This window comes from Streptomyces sp. NPDC015125, assembly GCF_043080045.1.
GTDB lineage: Bacteria > Actinomycetota > Actinomycetes > Streptomycetales > Streptomycetaceae > Streptomyces.
This window is the reverse complement of the sequence record NZ_JBIBVF010000011.1, coordinates 158,771-173,395: the sequence shown is the minus strand read 5'-3', so window position 1 is coordinate 173,395 and position 14,625 is coordinate 158,771. Positions and strand designations below refer to the sequence as shown.

13 protein-coding genes are annotated in these 14,625 nt (G+C 70.8%); 8 read left to right on the top strand and 5 right to left on the bottom strand.

Features of this window, described 5'->3' with window-relative positions; genetic code table 11:
- Nucleotides 1-312 precede the first annotated feature (312 nt).
- Nucleotides 313-1,776 (top strand): amino acid permease, encoded by a 1,464-nt coding sequence (locus ACF088_RS23495; RefSeq protein ID WP_392377730.1) that lies wholly within the window; start codon nucleotides 313-315, stop codon nucleotides 1,774-1,776.
- A 10-nt stretch (nucleotides 1,777-1,786) separates the two neighbouring features.
- Nucleotides 1,787-2,242, top strand: coding sequence for an Lrp/AsnC family transcriptional regulator (locus ACF088_RS23490; RefSeq protein WP_159747959.1), 456 nt, complete (start codon nucleotides 1,787-1,789; stop codon nucleotides 2,240-2,242).
- A 143-nt stretch (nucleotides 2,243-2,385) separates the two neighbouring features.
- On the opposite strand, the gene ACF088_RS23485 is transcribed toward ACF088_RS23490, so the two are convergent.
- Nucleotides 2,386-3,876 carry an MFS transporter gene (locus ACF088_RS23485; protein ID WP_392377729.1) on the bottom strand — a complete coding sequence of 497 codons (1,491 nt, stop codon included), beginning with the start codon at nucleotides 3,874-3,876 and terminating at the stop codon, nucleotides 2,386-2,388.
- A gap of 54 nt (nucleotides 3,877-3,930) precedes the next feature.
- Here ACF088_RS23485 and ACF088_RS23480 point away from each other — a divergent pair, with 54 nt between their 5' ends.
- From ACF088_RS23480 to ACF088_RS23465, 4 genes are all read left to right on the top strand, one after another.
- Nucleotides 3,931-4,866, top strand: coding sequence for a LysR family transcriptional regulator (locus tag ACF088_RS23480; protein ID WP_392377728.1), 936 nt, complete (start codon nucleotides 3,931-3,933; stop codon nucleotides 4,864-4,866).
- A gap of 430 nt (nucleotides 4,867-5,296) precedes the next feature.
- The gene (locus ACF088_RS23475; protein ID WP_392377727.1) at nucleotides 5,297-6,112 is read left to right on the top strand and encodes a carbon-nitrogen hydrolase family protein; all 816 of its coding nucleotides are present in this window, start codon (nucleotides 5,297-5,299) and stop codon (nucleotides 6,110-6,112) included.
- 145 nt (nucleotides 6,113-6,257) lie between these two features.
- A complete protein-coding gene (locus tag ACF088_RS23470) occupies nucleotides 6,258-7,958 on the top strand; it encodes a flavin monoamine oxidase family protein (protein WP_392377726.1) in 1,701 nt (566 codons plus the stop codon).
- 263 nt (nucleotides 7,959-8,221) lie between these two features.
- Nucleotides 8,222-8,548: a hypothetical protein gene (locus ACF088_RS23465; RefSeq protein ID WP_392377725.1), complete on the top strand. Its 327-nt coding sequence runs from the start codon at nucleotides 8,222-8,224 to the stop codon at nucleotides 8,546-8,548.
- Nucleotides 8,549-8,575: 27 nt separating this feature from the next.
- Here ACF088_RS23465 and ACF088_RS23460 read toward each other — a convergent pair whose 3' ends face one another.
- Complete coding sequence (locus ACF088_RS23460) at nucleotides 8,576-9,232, bottom strand: DUF5995 family protein (protein ID WP_392377788.1); 657 nt, start codon at nucleotides 9,230-9,232, stop codon at nucleotides 8,576-8,578.
- A gap of 300 nt (nucleotides 9,233-9,532) precedes the next feature.
- On the opposite strand from ACF088_RS23460, the gene ACF088_RS23455 reads away from it, so the two are divergent.
- Nucleotides 9,533-10,918 carry a uracil-xanthine permease family protein gene (locus ACF088_RS23455; protein ID WP_392377724.1) on the top strand — a complete coding sequence of 462 codons (1,386 nt, stop codon included), beginning with the start codon at nucleotides 9,533-9,535 and terminating at the stop codon, nucleotides 10,916-10,918.
- 105 nt (nucleotides 10,919-11,023) lie between these two features.
- On the opposite strand, the gene ACF088_RS23450 is transcribed toward ACF088_RS23455, so the two are convergent.
- A complete protein-coding gene (locus ACF088_RS23450) occupies nucleotides 11,024-11,575 on the bottom strand; it encodes an SMI1/KNR4 family protein (protein WP_392377723.1) in 552 nt (183 codons plus the stop codon).
- A 185-nt stretch (nucleotides 11,576-11,760) separates the two neighbouring features.
- Nucleotides 11,761-12,240, bottom strand: coding sequence for a DUF6193 family natural product biosynthesis protein (locus ACF088_RS23445; protein WP_392377722.1), 480 nt, complete (start codon nucleotides 12,238-12,240; stop codon nucleotides 11,761-11,763).
- A 566-nt stretch (nucleotides 12,241-12,806) separates the two neighbouring features.
- On the opposite strand from ACF088_RS23445, the gene ACF088_RS23440 reads away from it, so the two are divergent.
- On the top strand, nucleotides 12,807-13,295 hold the full coding sequence (locus ACF088_RS23440; RefSeq protein WP_392377721.1) for an acyl-CoA thioesterase: 489 nt from the start codon (nucleotides 12,807-12,809) through the stop codon (nucleotides 13,293-13,295).
- Nucleotides 13,296-13,360: 65 nt separating this feature from the next.
- Here ACF088_RS23440 and ACF088_RS23435 read toward each other — a convergent pair whose 3' ends face one another.
- Nucleotides 13,361-14,590 carry an MFS transporter gene (locus ACF088_RS23435; RefSeq protein ID WP_392377720.1) on the bottom strand — a complete coding sequence of 410 codons (1,230 nt, stop codon included), beginning with the start codon at nucleotides 14,588-14,590 and terminating at the stop codon, nucleotides 13,361-13,363.
- Nucleotides 14,591-14,625: the final 35 nt, after the last annotated feature.

The following is a 14,625-nucleotide window of genomic DNA, read 5'->3' as shown; positions in this document are numbered from 1 at the left end:
CCGTTCGGCTATCCGGAACCCGGGCCCCCGTTCCGTCGCACCCCGTCGGAGCCCGTACGATCGAACCCCGGCGCGCAACGAACGGCTGCCCGGCGCGCCGGTGCGCAACGATCAGTCGCTGTTGCGCAAGGAACCTGCATTACGGCAGGTCAGCGGCGGGCCGTAAGGTCATGCGCTGTACGTGGAGTGACGGAGTCCGTCTGCTCGGCGGTCTCCTGCTGCGGGTTGCTTCGGCATGCCCGTGTACCGACCGCTGCCGGTCGCCGTCCTCCGTACCGTCATCTGATCGGCAGCGATAAAGGAGCCACCCCAGTGTTGGAGCACGGCGCAGCCCCGCCCGCAGGGCCCCCACCGCATGCCTCCGGAGGCCTCGGCACCCGGTTGATGCGGCGCAAGCCCGTCGAGCGGCTGGTCGCCGAGGGCGGCAAGGGCGAGGGGGGAACGCTCCGCCGCTCGATGGGTATGTGGCAGCTGACGATGATCAGCATCGGCGCCACGCTCGGCACCGGCATTTTCGTGGTCCTCGGCACGGCCGTCCCGGACGCCGGGCCCGCGGTCATCCTCTCCTTCGTCATCGCCGGTATCACCGCCCTGTTCTCCGCGCTGTCCTACGCGGAGCTGGCCGGCACCATCCCGGTCTCCGGATCGTCGTACTCCTACGCCTACGCCACCCTCGGTGAGCTGGTCGCCTGGGTCTGCGGCTGGTGCCTGATCCTGGAGTACGGCGTCTCGGTCGCGGCCGTCGCCGTGGGCTGGGGCCAGTATCTGAACGAGCTGCTCGACGGCACGCTGGGGTTCACCATCCCGGACGCGCTGTCCCAGCCGCCCGGTGACGGCGGCGTCTTCAACCTGCCGGCCCTGCTGGTCGTGCTGCTGGCGATGGTGTTCCTGCTGGGCGGGGCCAAGGAGAGTGCCCGCGCCAACACGATCATGGTCATCGTCAAGATCGTTGCCCTGCTGCTGTTCTGCGGCGTCGCCGTGCAGGGCGTGAAGTCGGGCAACTACGCGAACTTCATGCCGATGGGCATGGCGGGTGTCAGCGCGGCCGGCGCCACCCTGTTCTTCTCGTACATCGGCTTCGATGCCGCCTCCACCGCCGGTGAGGAGGCCAAGAACCCGCAGCGCGACATGCCGCGCGCGATCATGCTCTCGCTGGTGATCGTCACCGCGCTGTACTGCCTGGTCGCGGCCATCGCCGTCGGCGCCATGCCCTGGCAGAAGTTCGAGGGCTCGGAGGCCGCGCTCGCCGGGATCATGAAGGACGTCACCGGCCAGAGCTTCTGGGCGGTACTGCTCGCCTTCGGCGCGGTCATCGCCATCGCCAGCGTCGTGCTGACCGTGCTCTACGGCCAGACCCGCATCCTCTTCGCGATGTCCCGGGACGGGCTGGTGCCGAAGGTGTTCGCCAAGGTGCACCCGAAGAGCGGTGCGCCCCGTGCCAACACCGTGATCGTCTCGCTGTTCTGCGGGATCCTCGCCGCCGCGGTGCCGCTGGGCCAGCTGGCCGACGCCACCAGCATCGGCACGCTGTTCGCCTTCGCGCTGGTCAATGTCGCGGTGATCGTGCTGCGCCGCACCCGCCCCGAGATGCCGCGCAGCTTCCGGACCCCGCTCTCGCCGCTCTTCCCCACGATCGGCTTTCTGCTGTGCCTCGGCATGATGGCCAGCCTCGGCGCCGTGACCTGGGTGGTCTTCGGTGTCTGGATGGCCGTGGGCCTTGTGGTCTACTTCGGTTACGGCTTGCGCCGCTCCCGATTGGCCACCGCAGAGAAGTGATCCACCCGCAGTGCGACTGAACGATCTCGACGAACGCATCGTCCACGCCCTCGCCGAGGACGCCCGCCGCAGCTACGCCGATATCGGCCAGGAGGTCGGGCTGTCCGCGCCGGCCGTCAAGCGCCGGGTGGACCGGCTGCGGGCCGACGGCGCGATCACCGGCTTCACCGTACGGGTCGATCCGGCCGCGCTCGGCTGGGAGACCGAGGGGTTCATCGAGATCTACTGCCGCCGCAACACCTCGCCCGAGTCGATCCACCGCGGCCTGTCGCGCTACCCGGAAGTGGCGTCCGCCTCCACCGTCACCGGTGAGGCGGACGCCGTCGTCCAGGTCTTCGCCTCCGACATGCGGCACTTCGAGCGGGTGCTGGAGCGCATCGCGGGTGAACCGTTCGTGGAGCGGACGAAATCCGTCCTGGTGCTCTCGCCGCTGCTGCGACGCTACAGCTCGGGGGCGCCGGGCTAGGGGGCGTCGGCACAGTCCCGTCGTTCGCCCGTAGGGCGGGCCTCGCGGTGCCTGGTGCGTGCGCCCGCTGGACGGGCGCCGCATTCCCTTCCTGCGCCCGTCCGTAGGACTGTCCCGTTACCCGGGTGAGGGCCACCTGCCTTTCAGGCCGGGATCCGGCCCGGCTCGGCTCGTGCACCGGTGCGCAGGCCGCGCACCACGGCGAGGCCCACCACCAGCACCACGCCCGCCGCGATCCGGTATCCCAGCGCCATGGCAGCGGTGAACGCGGTGGCCGCAGCAGCGCCGTCCCCGGTACCCGAGGCGAAGCGCACGGACAGTACGGTGCCCACCACGGCGATCCCCAGCGCCGCACCCAACTCCCGTGCGGCGCCCTGCAGTCCGGACCCCATCCCGGAACTCCGGGCCGGTACGGACGCCACGATCGCATGCGACAGCGTCGGCATCGCCAGCCCCGCCCCGGCCGACATCACCAGGAGAAACACCAGGTAGCAGGCGTACGGAGTGTGGGCGTCCGCCGTGGAGAGCAGCAGCAGACCGGCCGCGATCAGCGCCAGTCCGACGCCCACCGTCCTGGCCTCCCCGGCCCGCTGCGCCCCGCGCATGCCGTACTTCGTCACCGCCATCATCCCGACGGCCAGCGGCACGATCGCGCAGCCCGTCTGCAGGGGTGAGTACCCCTTCACGTACTGCAGGAACTGCGCATTGACGTAGAAGAGCGCGAACATCCCGAAGAAGGTGACGGCGATGCCGATGCTGCCGGCGCGCAGCCGCGGCAGCCGGAACAGCCGCGGATCCAGCACCGGGTGCGCGGCCCGCAGACCGTGCCGTACGAACACCGCGCACACCACCACCGCCATGACGAAGGCGCCGGTCACCGGGACGGAGGTCCAGCCCAGGCCCGGGCCTTCGATGATGCCGAAGAGCAGCGCCGCCGCTCCCAGGACCAGCAGCGCCGAGCCGGGCAGATCGAGTGCCGCGGTCTGCCGGGGAATCCGGGGCGCGGCCGCCGCGACCCAGCTCAGCAGGGCCAGGGCGAGGGGCACATACCCCCAGAACAGCCCCTGCCAGGGCAGGTATTGCAGGATCAGCGCGCCGCCCGCGTTGCCCGCCATCCCGCCGATGCCGACCGCCGTGCTCCAGGCGGCCACCGCCCCGGCCTTGCGGTCGGGCGGGGAGGAGTGCAGCAGTACGGACATGGTCGCCGGCACCAGGAGCGCGGCCCCCGCGCCCGACAGGGCCCGGCCCGCCAGCAGCACCGGCAGACCGGCCGCCGACGCGCTCAGCAGCGCACCCGCGGCGAACACCCCGAGACCCGTGAGCAGCACGCCCTTGCGGCCCACCCGGTCGCCGAGCGCACCGGCCGGGATCAGCAGCCCCGCGAAGACCAGCACATAGGTGTCGACGATCCACAGCAGCTGGGCGGGGGAGGGGTGCAGCCCGCTTGCGGCGATCTTGGGTATCGCGAGATTTATCGCGGCCACCAGCGACTGCGCGACCAGCACACAGGCACACATCGCGGCCGTCACCGAACGCCGCCGGGCGGGGGTGCCGACAGGCGTGGGAGGGGAGTTCGGAGAGGAGTCCGGAGGGGAGCCCGCAGAGGAGTCCGGAGGGGACACGGTCGAGGTCATGGCCGGGACGCTAGAGTCCTGCTGAGTTAACCTCAAATGCAAGGTGTGCACTGAATGATTGCACGAGGCGCAAACATCGACCTCAACCTGCTGACGTCGCTGGACGCCCTGCTCGAAGAACAGAGCGTGACCGCGGCCGCCGACCGGCTCGGACTCTCCGGACCGGCCATGAGCCGCGCACTCGGCCGCATCCGCCGCACCATCGGCGACCCCGTCCTGGTCCGCGCCGGCCGCCAGATGGTGCCCACCCCGCGCGCCCTGGAGATCAGGGCCGAGGTGCGCCGGCTGGTGGAGGCGGCGCACGGCGTGCTGGCCCCGTCCTCGCCGGCCGACCCGGCCGAACTGGCCCGGGTGTTCACCCTCTACGCCAATGACCTCGTGGTCACCGCGCTCGGCCCGCGGCTGGTCGCCCGCATCGCCGAGGAAGCCCCGCAGGTCGTGCTGCGTTTCCTCGGCGAGAGCCATATCGATGTGCCGCTGCTGCGGGACGGTGCGGCGGACCTGGAGCTCGGGGTGATCGACAGCCACGAGCCGGAGATCCGCAGGACGGAGCTGTTCGTCGACCACATGGTTGCGGTGGTGCGCGAGGGGCACCCGCTGACCACCGGGAAACTCACCGCGCGGAGGTTCGCCGACGCCCCGCATCTGAACTTCTCCCGGCGCGGGCGGCTGACCGGCCCCCTCGATACGGCGCTCGCCGAACGCGGGCTGCGGCGCACGGTGATCGCCACCGTCCCGACCTTCGCCGCCTCGCTGATGATGGTCCGGGACACCGATGCGGTCGGCCTGGTCAATGCCCGGACCGGCGGCTGGACGGTCCGCGGGCTGGGGCTGCGCACCCTGCCGATCCCGTTCGCACTGCCGCAGATCACCATGGAGATGGCGTGGCACCCGCGCCACGAAGCCGACGCGGGGCACCGCTGGCTGCGCGGGATGGTGCGGAAGACGGTACGGGAGCTCCTGCGGGACCTGCCGCCCGCTGAGGGCTGAACGCGATGGCTGCCGCGGTGCTGCCGGTCAGCCCGGGCGGGCCCCGGGCGGGTCCCGGGCGGGTCCCGGGCGGGTCCCGGGCGGGTCCCGGGCGGGCCCCGGGCGGGCCCCGGGGGGGCCGCTCGTCCGCACGCTGAGGGGCCCGGCGTGCACGGGGAGCCGGGGCGCCGTGTGCACCGGGAGTCGTCGCCTGGCGTGTACCGGGAGCCGTGGGCCGGCGTGTACCGGGGGTCGCGGCCCGGCGTGCACCGGGAGCCGGGGTGTGCACGGGTCCGCTGCCCCTGCGGCGTGACGCGCAATGAATCACCGCACAGTCCCTTGAACGCGCAATGAATCGTCCCTCGGCGCGCAACGGTGACTCCTTGTCCCCGATCGTCGGCGGCCCGTACCGTCAATGCGTCCACCCGTAACGTCCTCGCCGAGGGGTCCCATGACGTCGCTGCACACCGCCCTGCTCCAGAGTTCGGGCCGGCCGGGCGATGTCGCGCACAATCTGCGGGTCCTCGACGACGCGGCCCGCGCGGCAGCGGCGACCGGCGCCGGACTGCTCGCCTGCCCCGAACTGTTCCTCACCGGCTATGCCATCGGCGCCGAGGTCCACCGCCTCGCCGAGACCGCCGACGGCGACAGCGCCCAGGCCATCGGGAAGATCGCCGCCGAGCACGGCATCGCGGTGCTCTACGGCTACCCCGAGCGCGCCGCGCAGGACGAGCCCGACAGTGCCGCGGTGTACAACTCGGCGCAGCTCATCGGGCCGGACGGCGAGCGCCTCGCGAACTACCGCAAGACGCATCTCTTCGGCTGCTTCGAGCACGAATGGTTCACCCCGGGGGAGCGGGCGGTCGTCCAGGCCGAGCTGGCCGGCCTCCGGATCGGCCTGCTGATCTGCTACGACGTGGAGTTCCCGGAGAACGTCCGGGCCCATGCGCTGGCCGGCACCGATCTGCTGCTGGTACCCACCGCGCAGATGCACCCCTTCCAGTTCGTCGCCGAGTCCGTCATCCCGGTCCGCGCCTTCGAGAACCAGATGTACCTCGCGTACGTCAACCGGGTCGGTGCGGAGGGCGAGTTCGAGTTCGTCGGCCTCAGCTGCCTGGCCGGCCCGGACGGTGTCGTCCGTACCCGCGCCGGCCGCACCGAGCAGCTGGTACGGGCCGAGGTCGACCCCGCCTTCCTGAAGGAATCCCGGGCGGACAACCCCTATCTGCACGACCGCCGGCCGGAGCTGTACGGCCCGCTGATCTGAACCGCCCTCGCCCGACCCCCTGATCCGACCCCGCCCGCCCCCCTCTGTTCCGCCGCAGGCCGACCCCCCCTGAACCGCCGCAGGCCAAACCACCCGGCCCGCGCTGCCCTGCCTGCTGTGCCCTGTCTGCAAGGAGTCCGCCCCCATGACGTCCACGGTGCCCACCGCCGCCCACCACGCGGATGCCCAGCCGCCGATCACCATGTTCGGCCCGGACTTCCCGTACGCCTACGACGACTTCCTCGCTCACCCGGCGGGCCTCGGCCAGGTCCCCGCGATCGAGCACGGCAAGGAGGTCGCGGTCATCGGCGGTGGCCTCTCCGGCATCATCACCGCCTACGAGCTGATGAAGATGGGCCTCAAGCCCGTCCTCTACGAGGCGGATCAGATAGGCGGCCGGCTGCGCACCATCGGCTTCGAGGGCACCCCGCCCGACGCCGCGGGCCTGACCGCCGAGATGGGCGCGATGCGCTTCCCGCCGTCCTCGACGGCGCTCCAGCACTACATCGACCTGGTGGGCCTCGCGACCAAGCCGTTCCCCAACCCGCTGGCGCCGGACACCCCCTCGACCGTCGTCGACCTCAAGGGCGAGTCCCACTACGCGCGTACGGTCGACGACCTCCCCGAGGTCTACCACCAGGTCATGGACGCCTGGAACGCCTGCCTGGAAGAGGGCGCGGACTTCTCCGACATGAACCAGGCGATCCGTGAGCGCGACGTCCCGCGCATCCGCGAGATCTGGTCCCGGCTCGTCGAGAAGCTCGACAACCAGACCTTCTACGGCTACCTCTGCGACTCGACGGCCTTCAAGTCCTTCCGCCACCGCGAGATCTTCGGCCAGGTCGGCTTCGGCACCGGCGGCTGGGACACCGACTTCCCCAACTCCATCCTGGAGATCCTGCGGGTCGTCTACACCGAGGCCGACGACCACCACCGCGGCATCGTCGGCGGCAGCCAGCAGCTGCCGCTGCGTCTGTGGGAGCGGGAGCCGGCGAAGATCGTGCACTGGGCGCCGGGTACCTCGCTGTCGTCGCTGCACGACGGGACGCCGCGGCCCGCGGTGACCCGCCTGAACCGCACCGCCGGCAACCACATCACGGTGACCGACGCCGACGGCGACATCCGCACGTACGAGGCAGCCGTCTTCACCGCGCAGTCCTGGATGCTGCTGAGCAAGATCGCGTGCGACGATTCGCTGTTCCCCATCGACCACTGGACGGCGATGGAGCGTACCCACTACATGGAGTCCAGCAAGCTCTTCGTGCCCGTCGACCGGCCGTTCTGGCTCGACAAGGACGAGGACACGGGACGTGACGTCATGTCGATGACGCTGACGGACCGGATGACCCGCGGTACCTATCTGCTCGACAACGGACCGGACGAGCCCGCCGTCATCTGCCTCTCCTACACCTGGTGTGACGACAGCCTCAAGTGGCTGCCGCTGGGGGCGAACGAGCGGATGGAGGTCATGCTGAAGTCGCTGTCGGAGATCTATCCGAAGGTCGACATCCGCAAGCACATCATCGGCAACCCGGTCACTGTCTCCTGGGAGAACGAGCCCTACTTCATGGGCGCTTTCAAGGCGAACCTGCCCGGCCACTATCGCTACCAGCGCCGCCTGTTCACCCACTTCATGCAGGACCGGCTCCCCGAGGACAAGCGGGGCCTGTTCCTCGCGGGCGACGACATCTCCTGGACCGCGGGCTGGGCCGAGGGCGCCGTGCAGACCGCGCTGAACGCGGTGTGGGGCGTGATGCACCACTTCGGCGGAGCGACCGATGCCACGAACCCGGGCCCGGGCGACGTGTACGACGAGATCGCTCCGGTCGAACTGCCCGAGGACTAGGTACGGGCGGGGGACGGGACCCGGCGCGCCCGGCGGACCCGGCGGACCCGGCGCGGCCCTTGCCGGGGAACCGTAGAGCGACGGGCCTTCCACGAACCGCCGTCCTCCCGTCCTCCCGTCCTCCCGTCCTCCCGTCCTCCCGTCCTCCCGTCCGCACTCTCCCGTCCGCCGGTCCGCCGGTCCGCCGGGCCGTTTCTCGTGGATCATCGGATCGGTCCACAAAATCGGTGTGCCGGAGCAGCGCGATCGGCCAAGCTGGGGCCATGCCTCGCAGAATCATGTTCGTGCAGCTCAAAACGGGCCATGACATCGACCGCGGACCCTCGTGGATCGGGTGGGTGGACTTCTCCCAAACCTGGAAAACGGCCTACTTCCAAGGCCGGACCCTGCGGCGTGCTACGGGTCTCGGCTTGCGCGACGCAAATTTCTACGACGTCGAAACCGATGAGGATTTCTGGATCTCCGGACCCAAGCGCGACCGGAGCGACACTCGGTACGGACCCGAAGGGCCGACCGTGGAGGAGGACGCCGCTGACGCTTACCGGGCGTTTCTCCAGGGGGCGCCGCTTCCCGGCCGGGAGGACGGCTAAGGGCGGCCAAGGCAGCCCAGGGGCGGATCAGCCGGGCAGCGGAGTCAGCAGCATCCGCCCGACCAGGCCCACCCCGGCGTCCAGCCCCTCGGTGAGCTCCTCGGCCACCTCCGGCAGCCGGCGTACGCTCCACAGTGCCCTGGCCGCCACCCAGGCGCCGTCCCTGGCCTTGTCCAGGCTCCACGACCCGATCAGATGCGTCAGCGGATCGGCCACGTCCAGCACATCGGGGCCGGGCATCAGCCGCTCACGGATCTGCTCCTCCAGGCCCGTCAGCACCCCGCCGACCCGGTCGAAGTCGCTTTCCAGCGCGGCCGGTTCGCACTCCAGCGCCCGGCAGGTGTCCAGCACCGCCAGCGCCAGATCGTGGCCGATGTGGGCATTGATCCCGGCCATCGCGAACTGCAGCGGATGCACTCCCGGGTGGCGGCGGAGCTGGAAGAGCGGACGCCAGCAGGCCGGTGGCCGCAGCCCGGCGGCCGTGGCATCCACCGCGTCGAAGTACCGCCGCGCGAAACGGACGTCCAGCTCGCCCGCGGCCGCCGGGTCCTGGAACGCACCGTCCCCGATGTGCCGTGCCACGGCTTCGGTGACCGCCAGATAGACCCCGTTGAAGACGGCCACCCCGTCCTCGGCGGGCAGCGCCGCGGCCAGCGCCCGCATCCGGGCCAGTACTTCCGCCAGGTCGGTCGCGGACGTGGATCCCGGGGCGGCGGGCGGCCGGGCGGTGGCCCCTGCGGTCGGGTCCGGCCTGCCACGGATGTCATAGCGCTGAGTCGTCGTCATCCACTCAGCGTGACACTCCGATTACGGATAGGGAGGTTTGCTCCCGCTCGTTGACCGGAACGAGGTAACGAACGGTGCGCCTCGTTGTGGCACGGCGGCATGGCGGCACGGCGGCGTCAGTTTGTCCAGACGCAGTCGTTCGACTATGAATCACCTCGGCTCTGTGACGTGCAGGGCGTTGCGGAGTGGAGAGTGATCATGGCCGGCTTCGGGTGGACAGTGCATGGAGACGGGCGACATCTGAAGCCCGGCGAGGTGGTCAGGCCCGGGGAGCGCCTGACCTGGGGGCGCACGATCGCGCTCGGCGCCCAGCATGTCGTATCGATGATCGGGGCGTGTTTCGTTGCCCCCGTGCTCATGGGGCTGGACCCCAGTCTTGCCCTGATGGCGTCGGGTGTGGCCACCGCGCTGTTCTTGGTGATGACCCGCGGACGCATCCCCAGTTACCTGGGCTCCTCGCTTTCTTTCGTGGGCGTGTCTGCCGTGATCGCGGGTCAGGGGGGCGACGCCGGCACGCTGACGGGTGCGATGCTCGTGGTGGGTGCCTGTTTGGCCGGCTGCGGCTTCGTCATCCATGCCGTCGGGGCGCGGGTGATCCACGCCGTGCTGCCGCCGGTGGTGACCGGCGCGGTCGTGATGCTGATCGGCTTCAACCTCGCCCCCGTTACGGCGTCCACGTACTGGCCGCAGGACCAGTGGACGGCTCTGGCGACGATGCTGTTCACCGGACTCGCTCTCGTCGCGCTTCGAGGCTTCTGGTCGCGGATCGCCATCTTCTTGGGCCTGGTCTTCGGCTATGCGCTGTCCTGGATTCTTGACCGCACCGCAGGAAAGATTCATTCGGTCAATGGCGCGGGCAAGCTCACGGATCACTGGCGCATCGACTTTTCCGGAGTGGAAAAGGCTGACTGGATCGGCCTTCCCACGTTCCACGCACCGAACTTCTCCGCCTCCGCGGTCCTCGTCGCGCTGCCGGTCCTCGTCGCGCTGATCGCGGAGAATGCCGGACACATCAAGGCGGTCGGTGCCATGACCGGTGATGCCTTGGAGGACAAGATGGGCGTGGCCATCATCGCCGATGGCACGGCAACGGTCCTGTCGACTGCGGTGGGTGGCCCCGCCACCACGACCTACGCCGAGAACATCGGCGTGATGGCGGCCACCAGGGTCTACTCCACCGCGGCTTACTGGGCGGCGGCCGGCTTCGCCTTGCTCTTCGGCCTGTGCCCGAAGTTCGGCGCGGTGGTGGCGGCGATTCCCGGCGGGGTGCTGGGCGGCATCACCGTCATCCTGTACGGCATGATCGGCCTGCTGGGAGCCCAGATCTGGGTGCGGAACAAGGTGGATTTCTCGGTTCCCCTGAACCTCATTCCGGCAGCGACCGGGATCATCATTGCCATTGGAGGTGTCTCGTTGAAGTTCACCGAGCACTTCGAACTGAGCGGCATCGCATTGGGGACGCTCACCGTGCTCACCGGCTACCATTCCCTGCGCTGGCTCTCCAGGGCGGCAGGCCGGCCACGCACGCCTCTCCTCGACGCCGGGACCAGCGAGTACACGGAGCCCACGGACGGGGAGGGCTGATGCCTGCAACACGTCAGGCACGGCCGGGCCGGCTCCCACACCTCTGCTGATCGATTACCCGGCCCGCCGACAACGGCACACCCCGTGCCCACGCGTGAGGCGTGTTCACGGACGCTGCAGCCACTCGGTGTACCAGGTGCGAAAGCCAGGGCTCACCGGGACGAAGCCGCCCCAGTCCGGGTCGATCCGCCAGATCTCGCCCGCGCGCGGGCCGGTCAGGATCAGCCGGATGTAGCGGCCGCAGCCCTCTTCGGCCAGCATCAGCGTGCCCCGGGTCAGTTCAGCGGTCGATGCGCCGATCCGGCCGGGCAGGGGTTCGGCGAGGGGGAACGGAGCGGAGAGTCGGCCCGGCAGCCGGTCCTCTTCCCACTCGTCGTCCACGGCCCACTCCTCGCCGGCCTCCGGCCGGGGCGTGGTCAACGGCATCAACCCGTGGCCGGGACCGGCGGGACCGTTGCCCACCACCGCGACGAAAGACCGGTACTCCGTCGGCAGATCGACCCCGTGGGCCTTCTCGAACGCCCTGATCTCCGCCTCCGGCAGCGCGGGCGTCAGCGCGTACCGGTGCGTATCCGCCCCGAAGCGCGCCCGCTCCCCGTCCCGTGCTGCCATCTCCCGTATCCGAGCGCGTACGGTGCCCTCGCCCCAGCTCTCCATCCCGCGACCGTAACAATGACGCCGGCGCCCGGTCCGCTGCCCTTTGTACGAGGCGGCAGCCGTGGCTGTCGTTGCTGCCGTGGCAGCCTTCGGTCAAGAGGCTGAAGCGCCGCCGCCCCCTGCCCGTGGCTGCGGCTTGCCCGCAGTCGTGACCCCGGCCAGCAGGTGCCATGACGTGCCGGCGTTCATCGCCCGACGCCGTCGGCTTGGGCGACGGCGGGTTCGAGCGTGGCCGGGAGATGAGCGGTGACCAGGGCGATGGCCTCCTCGGCCGTTTCGCGGTAGCCGATCACGTAAGAGCTGCGAGGCCGGCGGACGCGGAACCGTCCGTCGAACAATGGGTCGACGGACGGCACTTGCAGGACGTACGGGTGCCGTGTGCAGCTGCTGAAGCACAAGGTGTGGTGGCTGGTGAAGGGAAAGAGCTGCCGCAGTCTCGGCTCCGCGAGAGCCGCCTTGAGGAGCGGGACGACTCCCGGGTACGGCCGAGCCGGATAGCAGGTCTCGTGGCGCTCATGCACCCACTGCCACCTCAGGATCAGCTGCTGCCACCTCACCTCGACCGCAGCGGCCGGCCCGCGTTCGTGAGCCGCGGCCAGATCGGGAAGGACGGGCTTCGCGGGGAGGGGGTCGCCCTCTGCGCGGGGCACATCGTTTGAGCTCATGGGGCCCATTGTGATGTTGCGCCGCGGCCCGGAGAAGGCCGGCGGCAGTAGCTCCACAGCGGGTCCGGGCCCATCCCGGCCTGCGGTGTGCCGTCGGAACTCGCCAGGGAACACACGGTGTTCCGGGGGGCCACGGACCCGAAGCACCCCGCCGTTGCCCTCGTCGTCACCCGGCGCCCCTGCATCCCGGCCACGGATCCGCACCGCCGCCCCGGACCCGACTCCGGCCACCGGGGCGTCCCTCGCGTGGTGACGCCGGCTACTGGAGGGGCTGGGAGCGGCACCGTGCCCGGGGATCAGGCTGAAGACCGCTGCGCGATGCCGGGGGGACAGTCGTCCCGGTTCGTGGTCGCCCGGTTCGTGGTCGCCCTGTCCTCCGGCACTCGCTCAGGGCCACGGCTCCACGGTCCGGCCCGTGGTCACCACGCCCGGTATCCCGGCGGACCGAGCATTCTAAGCAGCCGCTTACGATGGCTGCGGCTCATCACATGAATGCCACCCGTACCGCCAGAACCATCCGCATCAACAGCGCCGGCCGGCGCGCCCAGACCCCAGGAGCACCACCCGTGAGCGTCGAAACCCTGCAGACCACCACCGTTCCGTACGGCGAACTGGTCCCCGTCACCGTCCACTTCGACGACCTCGACGCGCTCGGCATGCTCCACAACTCCCGCTACCCGCTGCTGGCCGAGCGCGCCTGGGCCGAGTACTGGCACGGCCATGGCTTCGGCTTCGACGGCGACTGGGCCGCAGCGGGCGATATGTGCAACGTCATCAAGGAGATGCGCGTCTCCTATGAGCGTCCGGTCACCCGTCCCGGCCGCTATGCGGCACACCTCTGGGTCGCCCGCCTCGGCCGCACCGGCCTCACCTACGGCTTCCGGCTCTGTTCGGCCGACGGCAGCGAGACCTACGCCCAGGGCCACCGGGTGCTGGTCCGCGTCGATGCGCAGACGCTGCGCCCCACCCCCTGGTCCGACCGCGCCCGGAACGTCGCGGCGCAGCTGCTCCGGCCGGAGGAGCCGGACGCGGGCACCGAGGCGGACGCGGCCTGACCCGTCGGCGATGCGGAGCGGCCGGGGCCACGACCGCCGCCGTCGGTGATGTGGAGCGGCCGGGGTCACGACCGTTCCAGGTCGCCGGTCATCGCGGGGGCGCTGCCGGACGCCGTACGGCTCGGTACCCGCAGGACCCGCGCGCCCATCACCAGCCCGCACGCCAGCGCCGTCACCAGCATGAACGACAGGGTCAGTGAGGTCGCCTGGGCGATACCGCCGATCGCGGACGGGGCGATCAGCCCGGAGGTGTAGGTGATCGTGGCGACACCCGCGATCGCCTGGCTGGGCGCGGGACCGCTGCGCCCGGCGGCCGCGAAGGCCAGCGGGACCACGACCGCGATCCCGAGGCCCATCAGGCCGAATCCGGCCATGGCCATGGCCGGATGCCGGGCCGCGACGATCAGCAGGCCACCGGCCGCCGCCAGCACCCCGCCGGCCCGCACCGTGTGCACCGGGCCGAAGCGGGCCACCACCTTGTCCCCGGCCAGCCGGGCGGCGGCCATGGTGCAGGCGAAGGCAGTGGTCGACGCGGCCGCCAGGCCCGCATCGGTGCCCAGTTCGTCGCGGAGGTAGACCGCCGACCAGTCCAGGCCGGCGCCCTCCGCGAAGACCGCGCAGAAGCCGATGGCCCCGATGAGCAGTGCCGACTTCGGCGGCAGCGCGAAGCGCGGCGGTGGATGCTCCTCGGGGGCGCTGCGCAGATCCAGTACGCCCTGGCAGGCGAGCGCACCGAGCAGGGTCAGGACGAGTGCCGCACCGGTCAGATGGAGCCGGGCGTCCCACCCGGCGTGTGCGGCCACGGTGCCGGCCGCCGAGCCGAGCAAGGCGCCCGCACTCCACATGCCGTGCAGCCCCGACATGATCGGTTTGCCGAGCCGGTTCTCGGTCTCCACACCCAGCGCATTCATCGCGACGTCCGACGTCCCGGAGGCCGCGCCGTAGAGCAGCAGCGCCGGGCACAGGGTGTACAGGCCGGGGGAGAGGGCGGGCAGGAGCAGCGACAGGGTCCACAGGGCGAGCAGACCGCGCAGCGCGGTGCGGGCGCCGAAGCGGTGGCTGATCCGGCCGGCCAGCGGCATCGCCAGGGACGCGCCGATCGCGGGGAAGGCGAGCGCCAGGCCGAGCTGGCCCGGCGACATGCCGGTGTGGTCCTGGATCCAGGGGATACGGGTCGCGAAGTTACCGGTGACCGAGCCATGAACGAGGAACACCAGGGCGACGGAGCGGCGTGCGCGGCGCAGCTCGTCAGGGGGGAGCGGGGTGACGTCGTGAGGGACACCGTTGCCAGCCATGGCGCGTAAATTATCAGGAACCCTGCCTGATAATA